4 protein-coding genes are annotated in these 1,445 nt (G+C 36.9%); 2 read left to right on the forward strand and 2 right to left on the reverse strand.

Annotated elements, in window-relative coordinates:
* Positions 1–175: 175 nt before the first annotated feature.
* Together ACM0OR_RS28180 and ACM0OR_RS28185 are read right to left on the reverse strand one after the other, a co-directional pair.
* Positions 176–502, reverse strand: coding sequence for a type II toxin-antitoxin system RelE/ParE family toxin (locus ACM0OR_RS28180; RefSeq protein ID WP_414579704.1), 327 nt, complete (start codon positions 500–502; stop codon positions 176–178).
* The gene (locus ACM0OR_RS28185; protein ID WP_414579705.1) at positions 486–776 is read right to left on the reverse strand and encodes a type II toxin-antitoxin system Phd/YefM family antitoxin; all 291 of its coding nucleotides are present in this window, start codon (positions 774–776) and stop codon (positions 486–488) included. Before ACM0OR_RS28185 ends, ACM0OR_RS28180 begins: the two co-directional genes overlap by 17 nt.
* 176 nt (positions 777–952) lie before the next feature.
* On the opposite strand from ACM0OR_RS28185, the gene ACM0OR_RS28190 reads away from it, so the two are divergent.
* Both ACM0OR_RS28190 and ACM0OR_RS28195 read left to right on the forward strand, forming a co-directional pair.
* A complete protein-coding gene (locus ACM0OR_RS28190; RefSeq protein ID WP_414579706.1) occupies positions 953–1,234 on the forward strand; it encodes a DUF2281 domain-containing protein in 282 nt (93 codons plus the stop codon).
* Between the two features lie 22 nt (positions 1,235–1,256).
* Positions 1,257–1,427 carry a DUF4258 domain-containing protein gene (locus ACM0OR_RS28195; RefSeq protein WP_414579707.1) on the forward strand — a complete coding sequence of 57 codons (171 nt, stop codon included), beginning with the start codon at positions 1,257–1,259 and terminating at the stop codon, positions 1,425–1,427.
* Positions 1,428–1,445 lie beyond the last annotated feature (18 nt).

A 1,445-nucleotide genomic window follows, 5' to 3' on the forward strand; every position in this document is an offset into this window, starting at 1 on the left:
CTGTTATTACTTTACTTGGACTTGTGTGTACACCGTAGCCTACAAGGAGAGAGGTGCCCTGCGGGAAGCAAGCTATGGAGAGGGGTTTAAAGCATAATTGCACACCGTGTAAATTACGACTTATTCTCTCAAACATCGCCCTCACCTGTTCAGCATCGGGTGATTTTAACTTCTCTCATTCTTCATCCACTTCATCAGATGTTAAGAGTGCTTGTGAACTATGACGCACGTACAAAATATAAACAGTATCATCACGAATTGTGAAAAGAATGCGGTAGATTTTTTTTGACTTGCCATAAAGAAGTTGACGCACTTCTTCAGAAAATACTTCATGTTCTACAGCTAAGGCGCACCGATAAGGTTTTTCTTGAAGAGTTGCTATTGCATTCATCAACCCCCGAAACCACTGATCTGCATAAGCTGGGTTATATTCTTTGAGCCATAAGTATGCTGATTCAAATTGAGCGTCCGCAGTCTTGGTAGTTCTAACTTGAAATACCATATTTTTGCTGCATTTCTTGCTCAAATGCACTTAGTAGACACGTATTTCCTGCTTCTATGTCTTCTAGTCCCTGTTTAATTCCTGCTATTGTTTCCAACTGTTCTACAAGTTCTAAAAGCTTTTGGTATGATTGAGCATCTTGAACAACTAATTCGGCTTTGCCATTGACAGTTAAAACTACGGGTTTTCCAGTCTGCTTCATTTGCTTAATCAAGTCAGATGTGTTGCGCTTGAAGTTTGAGAGAGAGTGAATATCTCTAATAATGTTGACCATAGCTGTAATTACGCACTTAATTTGCACTCAATTTAATGCTAGCATCTGGAACATGAAACCTAACCCCCGGCTAAAAATTAAAGGCTCGTGGTAAAGTGCGATCGCCTCCAGTGGGGCGGAGCATCGTCGCTTTTTGTACCAAAGATATGCAGTTCTCATCTAGCAGAGGTAAAACTATGACTATTGAACAAACAGTTTTACAAACATTCCGAGAATTACCACCAGATAAACAGCAAGAAGTTTTAGATTTTATGCAATTTCTCAAATATAAATTATCAGAGCAAAAGCCATTTTCTATATCTGAAAATCAAGAAAATTCAAGAGAAGGTAAAGAAATTACTGATTTTTGGTCAGCTTTACAAGACTTTAGGCAAAGAGTTGATTTAGAAAGTATTGATGATGACACTTTTAAAAATCTACGGGATAAGTCACCAGGAAGAAAATTTAATTTATTGTGAATTTTGAATTTTGAATTGATTCATGTATTGTCAAAATTTAATTTTTTCTCGTCACGCTATTCAACAAATGTTTTATCGTCGCATCAGTAAACAAGAAGTAGAATCAGTGATAGGTTATGGGGAAATAATAGAAGAAAATCCTGATGATCAGCCATTTCCCAATACTTCTCGGTTAAGGATTAAGCAGTATTAAGAATAAAAAAAGTGAGTG

Origin of the sequence: Anabaena sp. CCY 9402-a, from assembly GCF_963920945.1 — a bacterium.
Lineage (GTDB): Bacteria > Cyanobacteriota > Cyanobacteriia > Cyanobacteriales > Nostocaceae > Trichormus > Trichormus minutissimus.

Coding starts and splice junctions, on each gene's coding strand:
- ACM0OR_RS28180 (WP_414579704.1), bottom strand. CDS start 502: ATGGTATTTCAAGTTAGAACTACCAAGACTGCGGACGCTCAATTTGAA.
- ACM0OR_RS28185 (WP_414579705.1), bottom strand. CDS start 776: ATGGTCAACATTATTAGAGATATTCACTCTCTCTCAAACTTCAAGCGC.
- ACM0OR_RS28190 (WP_414579706.1), top strand. CDS start 953: ATGACTATTGAACAAACAGTTTTACAAACATTCCGAGAATTACCACCA.
- ACM0OR_RS28195 (WP_414579707.1), top strand. CDS start 1,257: ATGTATTGTCAAAATTTAATTTTTTCTCGTCACGCTATTCAACAAATG.